The organism is Corynebacterium sp. zg-331 (assembly GCF_014267345.1).
In the GTDB taxonomy this organism is placed as follows: Bacteria; Actinomycetota; Actinomycetes; order Mycobacteriales; family Mycobacteriaceae; genus Corynebacterium.
This window is the reverse complement of sequence record NZ_JACMYD010000004.1, coordinates 40,544-56,980: the sequence shown is the minus strand read 5'-3', so window position 1 is coordinate 56,980 and position 16,437 is coordinate 40,544. Positions and strand designations below refer to the sequence as shown.

General features: G+C 66.2%; 18 protein-coding genes and 1 pseudogene. 6 read left to right on the top strand and 13 right to left on the bottom strand.

All coding sequences use genetic code 11. The features are described from left to right. Nucleotides 1-8: 8 nt before the first annotated feature. Nucleotides 9-1,505, top strand: coding sequence for a GH32 C-terminal domain-containing protein (locus H7347_RS06130; RefSeq protein WP_152822300.1), 1,497 nt, complete (start codon nucleotides 9-11; stop codon nucleotides 1,503-1,505). A 13-nt stretch (nucleotides 1,506-1,518) separates the two neighbouring features. On the opposite strand, the gene H7347_RS06125 is transcribed toward H7347_RS06130, so the two are convergent. The 7 genes from H7347_RS06125 to dapE form a co-directional block, all read right to left on the bottom strand. Next, nucleotides 1,519-2,391 (bottom strand): methyltransferase domain-containing protein, encoded by an 873-nt coding sequence (locus H7347_RS06125; RefSeq protein WP_152822299.1) that lies wholly within the window; start codon nucleotides 2,389-2,391, stop codon nucleotides 1,519-1,521. 61 nt (nucleotides 2,392-2,452) lie between these two features. Further along, nucleotides 2,453-2,629, bottom strand: a complete 177-nt coding sequence (locus tag H7347_RS06120; protein ID WP_152822297.1) for a DUF3117 domain-containing protein — start codon at nucleotides 2,627-2,629, stop codon at nucleotides 2,453-2,455. A 44-nt stretch (nucleotides 2,630-2,673) separates the two neighbouring features. Then, complete coding sequence (locus H7347_RS06115) at nucleotides 2,674-2,976, bottom strand: DivIVA domain-containing protein (RefSeq protein ID WP_227659039.1); 303 nt, start codon at nucleotides 2,974-2,976, stop codon at nucleotides 2,674-2,676. Further along, a complete protein-coding gene (locus H7347_RS06110; protein ID WP_152822295.1) occupies nucleotides 2,973-3,752 on the bottom strand; it encodes a glucosyl-3-phosphoglycerate synthase in 780 nt (259 codons plus the stop codon). Before H7347_RS06110 ends, H7347_RS06115 begins: the two co-directional genes overlap by 4 nt. After that, nucleotides 3,749-4,600, bottom strand: coding sequence for a dihydropteroate synthase (gene folP, locus H7347_RS06105; RefSeq protein WP_227659038.1), 852 nt, complete (start codon nucleotides 4,598-4,600; stop codon nucleotides 3,749-3,751). The genes H7347_RS06110 and folP overlap by 4 nt, the downstream gene beginning before the upstream one ends. Beyond that, nucleotides 4,597-5,391, bottom strand: a complete 795-nt coding sequence (locus H7347_RS06100) for a TIGR00730 family Rossman fold protein (RefSeq protein WP_152822608.1) — start codon at nucleotides 5,389-5,391, stop codon at nucleotides 4,597-4,599. The genes folP and H7347_RS06100 overlap by 4 nt, the downstream gene beginning before the upstream one ends. A gap of 118 nt (nucleotides 5,392-5,509) precedes the next feature. Continuing rightward, complete coding sequence (gene dapE / locus H7347_RS06095; protein WP_152822293.1) at nucleotides 5,510-6,652, bottom strand: succinyl-diaminopimelate desuccinylase; 1,143 nt, start codon at nucleotides 6,650-6,652, stop codon at nucleotides 5,510-5,512. Between the two features lie 121 nt (nucleotides 6,653-6,773). Between dapE and H7347_RS06090 the strand changes: the two genes are divergently transcribed. The 5 genes and pseudogenes from H7347_RS06090 to H7347_RS06070 all read left to right on the top strand — a co-directional run bounded on the left by H7347_RS06090 (nucleotide 6,774) and on the right by H7347_RS06070 (nucleotide 11,319). After that, nucleotides 6,774-8,183 (top strand): amino acid permease, encoded by a 1,410-nt coding sequence (locus H7347_RS06090; RefSeq protein ID WP_152822291.1) that lies wholly within the window; start codon nucleotides 6,774-6,776, stop codon nucleotides 8,181-8,183. 9 nt (nucleotides 8,184-8,192) lie between these two features. Beyond that, nucleotides 8,193-9,578, top strand: a complete 1,386-nt coding sequence (locus H7347_RS06085; RefSeq protein WP_152822289.1) for an amino acid permease — start codon at nucleotides 8,193-8,195, stop codon at nucleotides 9,576-9,578. Continuing rightward, nucleotides 9,575-10,543: a 2,3,4,5-tetrahydropyridine-2,6-dicarboxylate N-succinyltransferase gene (gene dapD, locus H7347_RS06080; RefSeq protein ID WP_152822287.1), complete on the top strand. Its 969-nt coding sequence runs from the start codon at nucleotides 9,575-9,577 to the stop codon at nucleotides 10,541-10,543. The genes H7347_RS06085 and dapD overlap by 4 nt, the downstream gene beginning before the upstream one ends. Before the next feature lie 141 nt (nucleotides 10,544-10,684). After that, a pseudogene (locus tag H7347_RS06075) lies at nucleotides 10,685-10,924 on the top strand (helix-turn-helix transcriptional regulator). Further along, entirely contained in the window at nucleotides 10,921-11,319 is a 399-nt protein-coding gene (locus H7347_RS06070; protein ID WP_152822285.1) for a hypothetical protein, read from the top strand. The pseudogene H7347_RS06075 and the gene H7347_RS06070 overlap by 4 nt, the downstream one beginning before the upstream one ends. A 72-nt stretch (nucleotides 11,320-11,391) precedes the next feature. On the opposite strand, the gene H7347_RS06065 is transcribed toward H7347_RS06070, so the two are convergent. From H7347_RS06065 to H7347_RS06040, 6 genes are all read right to left on the bottom strand, one after another. Further along, complete coding sequence (locus H7347_RS06065; protein ID WP_186337319.1) at nucleotides 11,392-11,967, bottom strand: GtrA family protein; 576 nt, start codon at nucleotides 11,965-11,967, stop codon at nucleotides 11,392-11,394. A gap of 59 nt (nucleotides 11,968-12,026) precedes the next feature. Continuing rightward, the gene (gene dapC, locus H7347_RS06060) at nucleotides 12,027-13,136 is read right to left on the bottom strand and encodes a succinyldiaminopimelate transaminase (RefSeq protein WP_152822283.1); all 1,110 of its coding nucleotides are present in this window, start codon (nucleotides 13,134-13,136) and stop codon (nucleotides 12,027-12,029) included. A gap of 24 nt (nucleotides 13,137-13,160) precedes the next feature. After that, nucleotides 13,161-13,484, bottom strand: coding sequence for a ferredoxin (gene fdxA / locus H7347_RS06055; protein WP_152822281.1), 324 nt, complete (start codon nucleotides 13,482-13,484; stop codon nucleotides 13,161-13,163). Nucleotides 13,485-13,568: 84 nt separating this feature from the next. After that, a complete protein-coding gene (locus H7347_RS06050) occupies nucleotides 13,569-13,964 on the bottom strand; it encodes a hypothetical protein (protein ID WP_152822279.1) in 396 nt (131 codons plus the stop codon). Then, nucleotides 13,961-14,863, bottom strand: coding sequence for an N-acetyl-1-D-myo-inositol-2-amino-2-deoxy-alpha-D-glucopyranoside deacetylase (gene mshB / locus H7347_RS06045; RefSeq protein WP_152822277.1), 903 nt, complete (start codon nucleotides 14,861-14,863; stop codon nucleotides 13,961-13,963). Before mshB ends, H7347_RS06050 begins: the two co-directional genes overlap by 4 nt. After that, entirely contained in the window at nucleotides 14,860-16,428 is a 1,569-nt protein-coding gene (locus tag H7347_RS06040; protein WP_152822274.1) for an ABC transporter family substrate-binding protein, read from the bottom strand. The genes mshB and H7347_RS06040 overlap by 4 nt, the downstream gene beginning before the upstream one ends. Nucleotides 16,429-16,437 lie beyond the last annotated feature (9 nt).

Here is a 16,437-nt window from a genome sequence, read left to right as displayed (position 1 = left end):
TCTTTACCATGAGCATCGAGCACTACCGCCCCGAACTCCATCTCACCGCCGAGGCCGGCATCCTCGAAGCCCCCGCCGCCATCCTCCTCGACGGCAATACCTGGCACGCCTTTCACCAATACCGTCCCCACCCCCACGCTCCCTCCCGATGGGGGCACCAGTTCTCCGAGAACACCCCCTACGAATGGGAAGAATGCGACGACGTGCTGGCCCCCGCCGAGAGCGAGACCAAGGTGCGCGCCGGCTCCATCGCCGCCCTCGACGGTGGGGTGAACCTGTACTTCACCTCGGTGGCCCAGCAGGACGAGTCCCAGCAACGCACGGAGATCCACTTAGCGCGCATCGATCACCTGCCCGCCACCACCACCGATCTCTCCGACGACCCCCTGGCCGTGGACTCCCACGTGCGACGGCTGGGCCGCGTGGTGGGCGACGACGCGGGTGCCGAGGCCGGCATGACCAATTTCCGCTCCCCCTGCGTGGTGCCGGATTGGGTTACCGACGACGACCGCGACGAGGGACACGCGGGATGGCTCATGCTGGCGGTCACCGGGACGATGGATCGCCCCGCCCTGGCGATGCTTCATTCCGAGGACGGAGAGCAATGGGCGCTTCAGGGGGCACTGCGTTTTTCCGGCGACACCGGCATCGATCCCCAGGCCCGCATCGTCTCCCCGCGCATCCTGCGGCTGCGCGACGAGGTGGACGGCCAGATCCGCGACGTTCTGCTGGTGACCCTTGAAAGCCAGGGCGTCGATGTCTCCGGATACCTCGTGGGCCACCTGCACCAGGCCGTCTTCACCGTGAGCAGCCCCTTCCGCCGCATCGACTACGGCCACGATTTCACCCGCCCGCGCAACACCGCCTTTACCCCCGGCACGATCTCCGAGGACGCCCGCTTCGATCGCGCCGCCCTCGTCGGCCACCTCAACGGCGTGGGCCGCCTCGACGACGCCACAACACACCGCAGCCTCACCGCCGAGGGCTGGGCCAACGCCATGTCCATCCCGCGCGTGGCTACCCTCCAAGGCGGGATCCTATTTCAGACACCCGCGGCGGGACTCGTAGAACAGATCACCCACACCCAGCGCGCCCAATCTTGGACGGGACTGTGCGAGGTGCCCGAGGGGGCGGAGATCGGCGTGGAGATCCTCGATGCCACCGGAAACGTAGCCGCCCGCATTGCCCACCGCGGTTCCACCCTGATGCTGGATCGCTCCATGAATCCGCACCACGCAGGGGACGCGCCGGCTGTCGCGGATCTCGCCGAGGGCGATTCCGATTCCCTGACCATCATCGTGGACGGCTCCACCGTGGAGGTCTTTGCTGACGGCGGGGCGGTCTCCATGGCCAGCCGCGTCTACATTGACGGCGGCTGCTCGGAGATCCTCGTGGCCGAGTCGGGAACCGCCCGGGTGGAGCGTAGCTTCCGCCGCTCCGCGGGATCCCTGGATTCCTCCCAGCTGCCCGACTGGGCCGAGGATGAGCTAGACGCACAGTTCTAGGCGTCCCCCGTCTTTAGGACGATGCCCGGCCCAGGCGTGTGATGGTGGCGCGGGCCGTCACCGTCATCGTGGGGGGTAGGGCCGAGATTCGGCGCTGTAACTCCCCCGGTGCTATGTGACGCGCCGAGGGACTCATGCCAATCTGCGCAGCAATGGAATCCTGATCCAGCGTCATGGGGAACTCGATGGTGCGGGGGCTATCCACCGGAGTGAGGTGCCCCGCCGCCTGCTCGATGAGGCGATCGACCTTCCCCTTTTCCACGTCGATGATCCCCAGGGGTTCCCGCAGCTCCGCGAGGTGCCCGGTATCGGCGGTCAGCACCACCACCTCACCGCGCTCGGTGAGCACGCGCGCGAACTCCTCCGCGTTGCGCGGGGCGAAAATCACAGTGATCACGTCCACCGACGCATCGCGAAGCGGCAGGCGCGACCACGCATCGGCCACCACCGCGCCCACCCTCGGGTGGCACTTGGCCAGGTGCTTAGCCGCAGGAACGGAAACGTCTAACCCCACCCCTCGTGCCCCCACCACGGTGTCGAGGGTATGCGCGAGATAATAGCCGGTACCCGCTCCTACCTCGCAGATCACCGGCTCGGCGGCGTCGGGCACCTGGGCGGCGTCGAGGGCATCATCCACGGCGTGGGTCACGGCCTCCACAAAGGGGGCAAAGTGGCCCCCACCAAGGAAAGTCTCGCGGTTGCGGACCATCTCCATATCGTCGCCGGAATGGCGCAGACCACCGCCCCCGGCAAGGGTGACGTAGCCCTGGCGCGCGATGTCATAGCTATGGCCGGACTCGGATATGAGGCATCGAAAGTCCTCATCCCCGCGCAGCGGGGTTCCATCGATGGGGTCGGCCAAGACATCAACGACGTCGTGCAGCATAGGGATGACTACTCCTGTCCGAGGATCGTGGGTGACTCTTCCCACAGGATAGAGGGTGAGGTTACTGGCCGGAATCAGCGGCCTGGCTAAGCAGCTCCCCCAGCTCCGCTGCCTCCTCGGAGGACATCTCCACGACGAGCCTGCCGCCCCCGTCGGAGGGGATGCGCATCACGATCTTGCGGTTTTCCACCACGGCTTCCATCGGACCGCCGCCGGTACGCGGCTTCATCGCTGCCATTTCACCAAGGCTCCTTGCGTCTTCCTTCAGGTACCCCACTAAGCCTAGTCGCTCTTACCCTGCTCGCGCTGGGCCTCCCGCTCCTCTAATGCCTCGATGCGCTGCCATAGGGTCTCGATGACCTCGTCCACCTGATCCGGGCGATAACCGCGAATAACCAGGTCAAAGCGCACGTCATCGAGCTCGCCACGGCTCAGGGCCGCCCGATTGTGCTCGCGCACCGACGAGGTGTTCACCACCGGGGCCTCTACCTCGCCGCGCCCGAAGATTCGCCCCCATGCCCACGTACTGACCACGGTGAGCGCACACAGCACCACGATCAAGAGCATCCACATGAGAAACATCATGCTTCCAGACTCCTCACGGTCGCACTCGGCAGCGTAGAAAGCGGCGGCCGTTGGTCCACCCGCGCCTCCCCCACCCCGGCACGCTCCAGGATCGTGGCGGTCACCACGTGCGCCATCGGCCCCAGCTCCGCCAACGGGCGATTCCGGTGGTGGCGTACCCCCAAGTCCACCTGGGCGATAGCGGCTGCGCCGTGGTGGCGGGCGACGTCGATGAGCAGTCCCGCCTCCACGCCGTACCCGCCCACGAAGGGCAGGTTCCGAGCGGTACGACGGCGCAGGGCATACTCCCCGCCGAGGGGCTGCTTCATGGCGCGCAGATCGGGGAACAATGCCGCCAGGAGCGGCTTGGCCGTCAGCTCGGTAACCCGACCGCCGGAGCCCACCCTCCCGTGGAGCGCCCGGGCGTAATGAGCCTTGACCATCTGCACATCGGGATCGGCAAAGGGGAGACTCAGCGCGCGCACCATGCCCGGTTCGGCGGCGGTGAGGTCGGCATCAAGAAAGACCACGATCTCACCGGTGGCGGCGGCCACTCCGCGCCACAGCGACTCCCCCTTACCCGGCGCCGGAGGCACCTCGGGAAGAACCTCGCGCCAATTGATCACCCTGGCCCCGGCTTCGGCTGCGCGGCAAGCGGTGGCGTCCCGGGAGTCGGCGTCGATCACCAGCACTTCTCGGGGGGCGTCGGCCAGAGCCGCGCGTACCACGCTGGCCACCGTGGCTTCTTCGTTAAGCGCGGGAATCACCACGCTCACCTCGTCGAGCCGAGCACTCATGCCAGGCCCCGCATGGTCGATAGCGGCGCCATCCGACCCTGAATGGCCGCGACCATGCGGATCACGTCCAGGGTCTGGGCCACCTCGTGCACCCGAAAGGCCGCCACCCCGTGCTGAGCCGCCCATGCGGTGGCCGCGAGGGTGCCGGCCACGCGCTCGCGCACGGGCCGATCCACGGTCTCGCCCACGAAATCCTTATTAGACAGGGCCATGAGCACCGGCCAACCGGTGTCCACCAGCTCGGCGACCCGGCGCAGCAACTCCAGCCCATGGAAAGAGTTCTTGCCGAAGTCGTGGGTGGGATCGATAAAGATCCTATCCGCCGGGACGCCGCAGGCCACGGCACGCTCGGCCAGACGCGTGGTTTCCGCAATCACGTCGGCCACCACGTCATCGTAGTGCACCCGGTGCGGACGGGTGCGCGGCGTGGCACCACCCGTGTGCGAACATACGTAACCCACCGCGTGAGCGCCCGCCACCTCCACGAGCTCGGGATCGGCCCCAGCCCAGGTATCGTTGATCAGCCCCGCTCCGGCCGCGATGGCCTCCTGCGCAACCTCGGCCCGCCAGGTATCCACGGAGATCAGGGCCTCCGGGTGCCTGCGGTGCAGCCGCTCGATCACGGGGATGATGCGGCGAGCCTCCTCGCGGGCGTCTACCTGCGGTCCCGGTCCCGCCTTCACCCCGCCGATATCGATGATGGACGCCCCCTGGGCCAGCATCTCCTCCGCGCGCTCCAGCGCCTCCTCGTGGCGGTAGGTAGCGCCGTGATCGTAAAAGGAATCGGGCGTGCAATTGACGATCGCCATGACCTGAGGGATCGCCGGGTTCGTCTCCGTATGCGTCATGCTTGCACACCCTCCTTGTTCTCCTCGTGCACCGCGCGGATATGCGCCACGGCCTCGGCCACGGAATCCGTGACGAAGAAAAGATCACCGTCACCGGGCGCCATCATCTTCTCCTCCACCAGGCGGGTGGTGATCCACTCGATCAGCCCGCCCCAGTACCGCGTGCCCACGAGCACAATGGGATAGTTGCGTATCTTCCCGGTTTGCACCATACACAACACCTCGAAGAGCTCATCGAGGGTGCCCAAACCGCCCGGCAGGCAAACAAAACCCTGCGAGTACTTGAGAAACATTGTCTTGCGGACGAAAAAATAGCGGAAGTTAAGACCCACGTCCACCCACTCGTTGAGCCGCTGCTCGTGGGGCAGCTCGATACCCAGGCCCACGGACAGGCCGCCGGCCTGGCGCGCGCCCCGGTTAGGCGCCTCCATCAAGCCCGGCCCGCCCCCAGTGATCACGGCGTAGTTCGCCTCCGCGAGAGCGCGGCCGAGTTCGATACCCAAGGCGTAGTAGGGGTGTTCGCGGGCCACCCGCGCCGACCCAAAGACGCTGACTGCAGGCGGAAGATCGGCCAGCGCGTCGAAGCCAGACACGAACTCGGACTGGATGCGCAGGATCCGCCAGCAATCCAGATGCCTCTCCTCACGACCGGCCCCCAGCTCCAGTAGGCGCTGATCGTACGTGGATTCCTGCTGTCCGGTGGAACGCAGCAAAAGCGGGCCGCGCAGGGTCCGACCGCCCGCCGCGGATGATGATGGGCCGCGCCGAGCCTCGTGCTGTCTTTCTTCCATCTTGTCTGACACAACTTCCGAACCTAGCCGATAGCGCTGCCCCACGCCTCTCCCCGAGCACGCGGCGTCGAACTGACCACAGCTACCCGCAGACCCGAACCCCGGGGCACCCGATGGCTCACACTTCGCCGTCGATGGTCCCCGCCGTGAGATACCGCCGCAGCACGGCCGAGACCTCACGGATCTGTTCCACCGGGCACTGCTCATCCTTCTTATGGGCATAGCCGGGATCGCCGCAACCAAAGTTCACCGCCGGAATCCCCAGTTGGCCGAAGCGCGACACATCGGTCCAACCGTATTTTGCCCGCACCCGTCCGCCTACGGCCCGCACCAGATCCCGCGCTGCCGGGGCGGCCAAACCCGGCGCGGCGGCCGCAGCCACGTCGTCCACCTCGTAGCTCAGGTTATCCTCCCCCTCGATGGCCAGCACGTCCAGCAGGTGTTCCATCGCCTGCTCACTGCTACGATCGGGGGCAAAGCGGAAGTTCACAAAGAACCATGCGTCGTCAGGAACCGTGTTATTGGCCACACCCGCCTCCATCCGCACCACGTTGAGGCCCTCTCGATACACGCAACCATCAAGCTCGACTGCATCGCGCGGGGTATAAGCGGCAATGCGCCCCAACACCGGGCTCAGGCGATGAACGGCATTATCGCCCAGCCACGATCGCGCCGAGTGAGCGCGGGTGCCGGTGGCCCGAACACGTAGCCGGATCGAACCCTGGCAGCCCGCCTCGATCACGCCACCGGAGGGCTCCCCTAAGAGGGCGAGATCGCCGCGCAACCAATCGGTATGCGCCTCGGCAAGGTGGCCTAAGCCGTTGAATTCGGTGGCCACCTCTTCCCCCTCGTAGGCGATAAAGGTGAGGTCGTGGCGCAGGGAATCGGCGACGGCCAGCGTGGCAAAGACCTGCGCATAAACCGCCAGGCCGGACTTCATGTCCACCGTTCCGCAGCCAAAGAGGGTATCGCGGCCCTGGGCATCCCGACCCCGGCGGTGGGGAACGTTATCGGCCAGGGGCACCGTGTCGATATGCCCGGCCAGGATCACCCGGGAGCCCAGGCCGCGGTGGGTGCGCGCCAACACGTTGTTGTGGTAGCGCAGCACCTCCACCTCGTCGGGCACGGTGCCGCGCAGCGCGCTTTCCAACGCGTCGGCAATGGCGGTTTCTTGGTGAGAGGGACTGGCGATGTCCACGAGCGCCGCGGTCAGGGCGACGGGGTCTCCGGTGAGATCGAGGCGTGGCGGTGAAGTATTCATGCTCACCGAGGGTAGAGGCGCGAACGGAAGGATGCCGTTTTACCCCCGCTTCATCCTCCTTGTTCGAATAAACGGGGGCACCCGGTATGTGGTGGTCACGCGGCGGTTATACAGTTTGTTCATGTCCGCCTCGACGAACACCGGCCTGGGCCACGGCCTGCGTACCCGCCACCTCACCATGATGGGTCTTGGCTCCGCCATCGGTGCGGGCCTCTTCCTGGGCACCGGCGTGGGCATCCGCGCCGCCGGCCCCGCGGTGCTGCTCGCCTACCTCGTCACGGGGATCATCACCGTGCTCATCATGCGCATGCTCGGGGAGATGGTAGCCGCGCGCCCCTCCTCCGGCTCCTTTTCCGACTATGCCGAGCAGGCCTTCGGCCGCTGGGCCGGTTTCAGCGTGGGCTGGCTCTACTGGTTCATGATGGTGATGATCATGGGTGCGGAGATGACCGGCGCCGCCGCCATCATGGCCTCCTGGTTTGGGCTGCCCGCCTGGGTTCCTGCGCTCGTCTCCGTGGCCATCCTGGCGGCGGTGAACCTCCTATCCGTGCGGGGCTTTGGGGAGTTCGAGTTCTGGTTCGCCTTCCTCAAGGTTGCAGTCATCCTCGCTTTTCTCCTCATCGGCGCCCTACTGGTCTTCGGCCTGCTTCCCGGCCACGACCCCGTGGGCACCCAGCACTTCCTTGGCGATCATGGCTTCATGCCGCACGGCTGGTCCGGGGTAGCCGCCGGCCTACTCGCCGTGGCCTTCGCCTTCGGCGGCATCGAAATGGTGACCATCGCGGCCGCAGAGTCTGAGGATCCGCAGCGTTCCATCACCACGGCGGTCAATTCCGTGATCTGGCGCATCGGCATCTTCTACCTCGGTTCGGTACTCGTGATCGCCTTCCTCCTCCCCTTCGATTCCCTCGGCGGGGCCACGAGCGCCGCGGAGTCCCCCTACACCCTGGTGCTGGAGCAGGCGCGAATTCCCGGGGTGGTGGGATTCATGGAGGCCGTGATTGTGGTGGCTCTCCTTTCCGCTTTTAATGCGCAGCTCTACGGATCCTCGCGCCTGTGTTATTCCCTAGCCGAGCGCGGCGACGCCCCCGCCCTCTTTGCACGCACGGGGGAAAATCGAGTGCCCACCCCCGCCCTGGTGCTTTCCGTGATCTTCGCCTTCGCCTCGGTGGTCCTGCAGTGGTGGAACCCCACCGGCCTGCTGGACTTCCTGCTCAACGCCGTAGGCGGGTGCCTGGTGGTGATCTGGGTATCCATCATCGCGTCCTACCTGCGCCTGCACCCGAGGCTCGTGCGCAATCGAGAAATTTCCACCGTGCGGATGTGGGGATACCCCTGGGCTGCCTGGGCTACCCTGCTGGCGGTGGCGGCCATCGTGGCGCTCATGCTTGCCGATGCCGCAGCACGTACCCAAATTTATGCCGTGGCGGTGATCTGCGGCGTCATCGTGTCGATGGCGTTTCTCACGCGCCGAGCGGCTACATTAACCGGAACCCACGAGAACGACGCAACGCGCCACTGGCAACGATAAGGACGATGCATGACTAACAGCAATGACGCAACGACGCTAGGAAGCGGATTAAAAACCCGCCACCTCACCATGATGGGTCTTGGGTCCGCCATCGGCGCGGGCCTCTTCCTGGGCACCGGCGTGGGCATCCGCACCGCCGGCCCCTCCATTCTCCTCGCCTACCTCATCGCCGGGGCCGTGGTCATGGCCGTGATGTACATGCTCGGGGAGATGGCTGCCGCCCGCCCCGCGCCCGGTTCCTTCGCCACGTACGCCCGGGCCGCCTTTGGCTCGTGGGCGGGTTTTACCCTGGGATGGCTTTTCTGGTTCATGATGATCATGGTGCTGGGTGCGGAAATGACCGGCGCCGCCGCCATCATGGCCTCCTGGTTCGGGGTGGAGCCCTGGATTCCCGCGCTCGTATGCGTCACCTTTTTTGCCATCGTCAATCTAGCCAAGGTCAGCGGCTTTGGGGAGTTCGAGTTCTGGTTCGCCTTCCTCAAGGTCAGCGTGATCATCGCCTTCCTCCTCATCGGCGCCCTGTTGATCTTCGGTCTGCTCCCCGGCCACGACTTCGTGGGCACGCAACACTTTCTTGGCGACGGCGGCTTCATGCCGCACGGGATTCCCGGCCTAGCCGCGGGCCTGCTCGCCGTGGCCTTCGCCTTCGGCGGCATCGAGATCGTCACCATCGCGGCCGCGGAATCCGAGGATCCGCGCCGCGCGATCAAGACCGCCATCCGCTCTACCCTGTGGCGCATCGGCGTGTTCTACCTCGGTTCCGTCCTGGTCATCACGTTCTTACTACCCGCCACGCAGATTGATGCCGCGGAGACGGCCGCGGAATCCCCCTTCACCCAGGTGCTCGCGATCGCCGATATCCCCGGCGTGGTGGGATTCATGGAGGCCGTGATCGTCATCTCTTTGCTCTCCGCCTTCAACGCGCAGATCTACGCGAGTTCCCGCATGGCGTATTCCCTCGCCGCGGAGGGTAACGCCCCGGCCCGCCTGGGTAAGCTCAGCAAGGATAACGTGCCCTTCCGCGCGGTGCTGCTCTCGGTGGCCTTTGCCTTCGTCTCGGTGGGCCTGCAGTGGTGGAACCCCACCGGCCTGCTGGACTTCCTGCTCAACGCCGTGGGCGGCATCCTCATCGTCATCTGGATCATGGTGGCGGCCAGTTACCTCAGGCTCCATCCGAGGCTAGAGCGCAACGGTGAGCTCACCACGGTGCGGGTGTGGGGTTACCCCTGGCTGGGGTGGGCCACCATCGCCGCTCTGCTGGCCTTTGTGGCGCTCATGCTCTTCGATGATGGCTCCCGAGCCCAGATTTTCTCCGTGCTCGTCATGATAGCCGCGCTCATCGTCGTATCCTTTGCCCTCCGCCACAGGGACTCTCGGGTAGGTTCAAAGGCATGACTTCTGCTTCAGCTCAAGGAATAGCCACCCTCACCCACGACGGTACCGTGCTCGACGTCTGGTTCCCCGCCCCCAGGCTCCACGACGCTCCGCTCACCGCGGGCACCGACCGCCTCGACGAGGCCCCGGCTCACCTCGTGGCGCTGACCGGACCGGATGAGGATCGCGGCGTGGCTCGCGTCGCGGTGGAAACACGCATCGCCTCCCTCGACGACACCCCCATCGACGCCTACGACGCTTACCTGCGCCTGCATCTACTCTCCCATCGACTCGTACGACCACACGGGCAAAACCTCGACGGCATCTTCGGCCTCCTGGCCAACGTGGTGTGGACGAACTACGGCCCGTGCGTTCCCGCCGATTTTCAGATGGTGCGTGCCCGCTTGGCCGCCCGCGGCCCGGTGACCGTGTACTCCGTGGATAAGTTCCCCCGCATGGTCGATTACGTGGTTCCCACGGGGGTACGCATCGGCGACGCCGATCGGGTACGTCTCGGCGCACACCTCGCCGAGGGCACCACCGTCATGCACGAGGGCTTCGTGAACTTTAACGCGGGCACCCTGGGGAACTCGATGGTCGAGGGGCGCATTTCCGCCGGCGTAGTCGTGGGAGACGGATCCGACGTGGGCGGCGGTGCTTCGATCATGGGGACCCTCTCCGGCGGCGGAAAGGAAGTCATCTCCATCGGCGAGCGCTGCCTGCTGGGAGCCAACGCTGGCGTGGGCATCTCCCTGGGCGACGACTGCGTGGTGGAGGCGGGTCTTTACGTCACCGCCGGAACCAAGGTGTCCGTCTTCGGGGCGGTCGCTCAGGCCGCGGGCGTACCCGAGGGTTCCGCGGTGAAGGCCGCCTCGCTCTCCGGGGCCTCTGGCGTGCTCTTCCGCCGCAATTCCGTCTCCGGGGCGGTGGAGGCTACCTCGTACGCCTCGTCTGTGTCTCTCAACGAGGAGCTGCACGCCAACTAGGCAGCCTTCCGATTGCGGGCCGCACTCGGCGCTGACGCGCCGGGGCGGTCTTTTTCTCACCTCACATAGGAAAGAAATCTAGATACATAGACAAGAACATTTTACAATCTGCCTCATAAACTAGATTAAGGAGGCGCAAACGTGACGGACCTGCCCGCAAACCTGGTGCGCAAGTATCGCCGCTGGAACGAGCTTTCCCAGGCCGAGCTCGCCCAGCGCATGGGGGTCTCGCGGTAAACCATCGCCAACATCGAGCGGGGCAACTATTCCCCCTCGGTGCACCTGGCCATGGCGATCTGTAGCGAGCTCCACCGCACCGTCGAGCACGTCTTCGGCAACCCCGATACCCCACCCTCCTCCAAACAGGAGCCCCCCTCATGAGCTATGCAGATTACGTGATCCGCCGTCAGGAACGGCTCGTTGACGACGAATTCGAGCGTGCCATGCTACACAAGGCCTCGACGGTATCGCTGGCCTATAGCTACTGGCTATCTTTGACCATCACCGCCACCCTCGCGTGGCTCCTCCCCGGGGATCACGCCTATCTCAGCCTCGTGGCTCTCCTGCCCGCCCTGTTCTCCCCACTCGGAGGTCTGCATTGGTTGCGCCGCACCACGCCCCGCCCGCGCTATCAGCGCAACAGCACGCCGGAGTGCATCGCGGCGGTATTCATCTTCATCGTCATATGCAACGGGTATCTTCCACAACGCTGGCACGCCCAAAGACTGGTTCTCGTTCATCGTTCCCATGCTCGGTGGATTAGCCGGAGCCTATAGCGCCTACACGTACTCCGAGGCCCGCCGTGAGAAGGACAGGCGCGCCCTCGACCGTCGAATCGGGGAGGATGCCTAAACCCGGGCGACAGGTTCCTGCTCGGCCACCACGGCAACCGCCGGAGGCCTGCCGCGGAAAGTCCAGATCTTGTTGAGCACGAAGTTCACCGGCATGGCCACCACGATGGAGATCGCCGTAGCCCAGTAGAACTTGGTGCGCAGGCCCGTCGAATCGTCAAAGACCTCGGTGGGCAGTGCGATCGGGGAGGCGGGATTCATCAAGAAAGTGGCCACGATGCTGCTGACCACCAGGGCGCTCAGGCCCGTGAGGAGGAAGGGAAAGAAACCGCGCCACCAGCCCTCGGTGCGCACCGACCGAAACGTCCACACCCGGTTGAGCTGGTAGTTCCAGGTGTTGGCGAAGAGAAACCCAATCACCATGAAGATATGGAACCAACGAATGTGAAACTGCGTACCCAACAGGTTGAGGAAGGCATCGTGTTCAGAGATCCCCGCCGTCCACCCGGCGACCTTCTTCGACATCGCGGTGACCGCCAAGTTCACCAACGTACCGGAGCCACCGATGATCCCGAAGGTAAGAAATTGCTGGACGTTCCGGGAAAGACGCCCGGAGGGACTACCTAGATGCACTGCGATCGGGCCTCGATTCCACAAGAAATACTGACCGACCCATTCTAGCCGCTGAAGACTCAGGCACCTAGCCTGGCCGCGGCGGCCTCGATGCGTTCGTCGGTGGCGGTGAGCGATATTCGCACGTGGCGTTGCCCCGCCGGGCCGTAGAAGGAACCAGGGGCCACCACAATTCCCCGCTCGGCCAGCCAGTCCACGGTATCCCAGCAGTCCTCCCCCCGCGTGGCCCAAAGGTAGAGCCCGGCCTGGGAATGTTCGATAGTAAAGCCCGCCTGAGAAAGCGCACGCAGCAGCACGGCACGACGGGAGGCGTAGCGCATCTTCTGCATCTGCTCCTGGGCGTCTTCTTCCAGGGCCGCGGTCATCGCTGCCTGGATGGGATGGGGCACAATGAGGCCCGCGTGCTTACGCACGAGGGTCAGTTCCCCGATCAGGCTTTCATCCCCCGCCAGGAACCCGGCGCGGTAGCCGGCAAGGTTGGAGGTCTTGGACAAGGAGTGAATCGCTAGCAGGTTACGGTGATCGCCATCGCACACTTCGGGGTGCAGGATGGACAGCGGTCGGTGGGCATCGTCCCATCCCAGGCCCAGGTAGCATTCGTCGGAGGCCACGATGACGTTGCGCTCGCGAGCCCACTGCACCACCTTGCGCAGGTGCTCCACCCCCAGCACCCTGCCGGTAGGGTTAGACGGGGAGTTGAGGAAAAACAGGCCCGGTGTCTGCGGGCCGAGGGCCACCGTGGAATCGGTACGCACCGTCGGGCATCCCGCCAGGCGCGCGGCCACCTCGTAGGTGGGATAGGCCAGCTCCGGGATCACCACCACGTCCCGCTCGCCAAGCCCCAGGGCCGTGGGAAGCCAGGCGATGGCCTCCTTGGTGCCCACGACGGGCAACACGGCGGACTCGCTGAGACCCATCGCCCCATAGCGGCGCACGACGGAGTCCACGATGGCCCGCCGCAGCCGCGGGGTGCCGACGGTCTGAGGGTAGCCCGGGTAGGCCGCGGACTCCGCCAGGGCCAGCTGAATCCCCGGGGCCACCTCGTCCACGGGGGACCCAACGGAGAGGTTCACGATCCCCTCGGGGTGCTCGGCGGCTTTCTGCTTGGCGGGAACCAGGGTGTCCCAGGGGAAGTCGGGCAGGGTGGTTCCAAGCGGAATACGGGTCATGGCGGGCCTTTTCTTGTGGGCAGATTAATCGGCGTTTTGCGGCGGGAGGGCGGCGATCAGCGGGGCATCAAAGTCTTGCGGTCCCAGCTTTTGCGCCCCGCCCGGAGAGCCGAGGTCGTCAAAAAAGGCCGCGTTGGCGTCGTTGTAATCCAGCCACTCGTCGGGCACGTCGTCCTCATAGAAGATGGCCTCCACCGGGCAGGCCGGCTCGCAGGCACCGCAATCGACGCATTCATCGGGGTGGATGTACAGGGAGCGCTTGCCCTCGTAAATGCAATCCACCGGGCACTCCTCCACGCAGGCGCGGTCCATGACATCCACACAGGGCTGTGCGATCGTATAAGTCATCGTGTATCGGGTACTCCAGTTACGGGAAACAGGCGCTGCTCCGCCAGGGGCAACGCCGGAAAGCAGTGACAACTGCCTAGTATGTCACCTCCGCAGCACCAGCGGCCAACCGCCTCCGGCCATTCCCGCGATGAGCAGCGCGATGCTGCGAATATTATTCCCCACCAGCTGATCCCCGCTCATGGCCACCCATGCGGTCAGGGCGACGTAGCCCAGCAACCACGTCCACAGGGGTATCCCGGCCACCGCGGCATTGCGCGTCCACAAGAGCGCCGTGCGGCTGAGCACCCGGTTGAAGGCAAAGGCCACCAGTATCGTATAAGGAAAGGCCACCCTGGCCCCGCCGGGCAGCGCGATCCAGGTACCCAGGTAGATCACTTCGAGGACCACCGAGAGCAGCGCGCCCAGCGCTAGCCAGAACAACCCCAGGGCCGCCTCGCCGCAGGAGAAATCGGTGCGGGTGAAGCGTCGATCACTCATCGACCATCATCTTCCCACCAGCGCCGACCCCCGAGGGCGATCTCACCGCACCCCACCGCGTAGTGCTCCCGCCACGTCAGGGGCTGGGCAATGAGGTTGGAGAGAGCAAAAACGTGCGCGGCCGGGCCAGGGTGTCGCACCGTGGCATAGGCCGCGCACGGGTTGGTCTCGCTCACGGAGCCGTCGGCCAGCCACAACTGGGTGGCGTGCGCGCGCATGGCCGCGGCCTTGGCGGCCATCTCCCCCGCCGTCAACGTGAGCGCCACCTCCGCGCGATCCACCGCCGCGATCTCCCCGGGTCGGGGCCGACGCCATCCCGAGGGAATGGTCTCGATGGCGGCCAGGCCCGCCTGAAGCTCCGAGTCCAGGGTCACGGCCCACGCGATACCCGGTACCGGAACCCGACGGGTCGCAGCATGGGCGATCTGGTGAGCGCGAATATGATCCGGGTGTCCGTAGCCGCCATCGGGGCCGTAGGTCATGAGTAGGTCGGGGCGCAGTCGTTCCAGGATCCCCACGAGGTCGTCCACCGCGTCGTCGCCGGAGGCGGTAAAGGCCCGCGGGTGCGCCGCGGCCGGGGTGCCCGCCATCCCGGAGTCCCGATATTTTCCTGCGGCGCCCAAAAACTCCCCCCGTACCCCCAGGCGCGCCAGGGATTCGCGCAGCTCTGCGATGCGGAACCCGCCGAGCTGATCCGCCCGCTCGGCCACCAGGTTTCCGTAGGGGCGGCCGATCACCTCGCCGTGCTCCCCCAGCGTGCAGGTGACCACAGTCACCTCTGCGCCCAGGCGGGCCAGCCGGGCCAAGGCCCCACCCGTCCAGATCGCCTCATCATCTGGGTGGGCGTGCACCGCCACCACGCTCTTTCCCCGCAAGACATCCACTCGCGTCCTCCTCATCGCTTCGTCCACCGGGCCGCCGTTGCCAACCCCTGCCACTGCTCAGGAGCCTCGGGCAAGCCGTCTACCTCGGGCCCCGCCACCATCAGGTGCGTTTCCCGCAACAAGGGCACGCTGAGGTGTTCGTTATCCTCCACCGCGCGCAGAACCTCGGGGGATTCCCGACCCGCCAGCACGGCATTGACCACGTCCTGGGTCCGTGGGGAGCAGTACCCCGAGAGGTTACTCCCGCGCGCCACCCCTTCCGGGCAGGCGTACCTGCCGGCGGCCTCCAGCCCATCCGGCTGCGCAGCGCGCCACGATACCACGGCGTCCACCTCGCCCTCGCCAAGGCCCCGCGCCGCGACCTCGTCAAGATCCATGTTGACTGCATGGGCCGGTACCCCCAGCCGCACCAGACTATCGGCCAGGCCGCGCACAGCGGCCGCGGCCACGCCATCGGTGGGGTCCGCAGCCAGGCGCAACGGCTGGGCCGCCGCGCGCTGCCGGAGTAATTCGATCTTCTCCTCGGCTACTTCCGGCACCCGGTGCTCCGGCACCGCCACGTCCGCGCTGCGCCCCGCCGCCAGGCGGGCCAGGGCTGGGACGTCGATCAGCCCGAACAGCGTCTCGCGCAGGGCGACATCACCGAGGGTGGGCGAGTCCACGGAGGCGGTGAGCGCTAACTCCCGGCCCGTATCCGTGGTGTGCAAGCGGCTTCCCGGCACCAGGGAGAATGCCTGAACGGAGGTTTCCGCCGGAGTGATGTCCAGGTAGCTCAGTTGCTGGCTGCGCAGCTGATCGGCCCCCTCGGTGGTGCCGCGCACGGGGCGGAAGATCAGCAGCTCGGTCGCCGCCGGGTCGCTGCCCCAGAATCGATCGTTGCGGCTGAGTTCCACCGTGCCTCGGGCGCGATCCACCGCGCGCACCATGTAGCGCCCCGCCGAGGCCGGAATGGTCTCGCGCATTCCGCGCGCAAAATCTTTGCCCTGCATGAGGTGCGCGGGCAAGAGGTGGCTAAACAGCCCCTGCCACTGGGCTACCGGCTGGGAGAAGTCCACCTCCACGGTCTTACCGCCTCCGGTAATGCGCACATCCGCGATCGCCCGATAACCCGCCTCCCCGAGCACCCCCGGCGTGGTGCGCATGGACTGCCAGAGATACACGAAGTCGTTACCGCCGACCGGGGTGCCGTCGGACCACTGGGACTCCGAGGTGAGCACGTAGCGCACCGTCTGCGCCGCCCCCGGCGCGGCGGGCTCGATCTGCTCTGCGGAGACCACCAGATCCGGATTGGGCGCACCGGCCACAAAGACGGAGGGCAATACCAGGTCGGCCAAGGCCTCCACGAAAGGAGTGGAGTCCGTCAGGAGGTGCGGGTTAAAACCATTGCGCAGGGGATCGATCCCCACGCTCAACGACGTCCGCGCGGGTTCCTCCCGCGCGGAACGGGATGGAGCGGCGGTGGTGGTCGCCTCGCGGACGTCCTCCACCGGGGGCGGGCTGGGGTTAGCCGCGCAGCCCGCGAGCACACACGCCATCACCGAGGCTGCCACCGCACGCTTGTGTTTATTCACGAGGCTCACGCACAACCA